The 282-nt window shown below is 52.8% G+C and carries 1 protein-coding gene; it reads right to left on the reverse strand.

The annotated features are described in order from the left end of the window. On the reverse strand, nucleotides 1-282 hold a 282-nt coding region (locus C6N31_RS47345; RefSeq protein ID WP_198359713.1), incomplete at both ends, for a DnaJ domain-containing protein.

Consider the following 282-nt stretch of genomic DNA (forward strand, 5'->3'; position numbering starts at 1 on the left):
GCCTCCTGCCTCTGCTGCTTCCACCACCACCAAATGGGTTGCCACCAAAGAAGGATTGGAATATGTCAAAGGGATCATGGCCGCCAGGGCCACCACCCATTCCTTCTTTGAGAGCATCCTCTCCGTATTGATCATATATATCCCTCTTCTCCGGGTCACTCAAGACCTCATAAGCTTGGGCCAACTCTTTAAACTTCTCCGGGTCACCACCCTTGTCAGGGTGGTTCTTGATCGCGGCCTTCCTGTACGCCTTCTTCAGATCTTCCTGAGAGGCGTTCTTGG

Origin of the sequence: Streptomyces fildesensis (assembly GCF_016107395.1) — a bacterium.
Taxonomy (GTDB): Bacteria; Actinomycetota; Actinomycetes; order Streptomycetales; family Streptomycetaceae; genus Actinacidiphila; species Actinacidiphila fildesensis.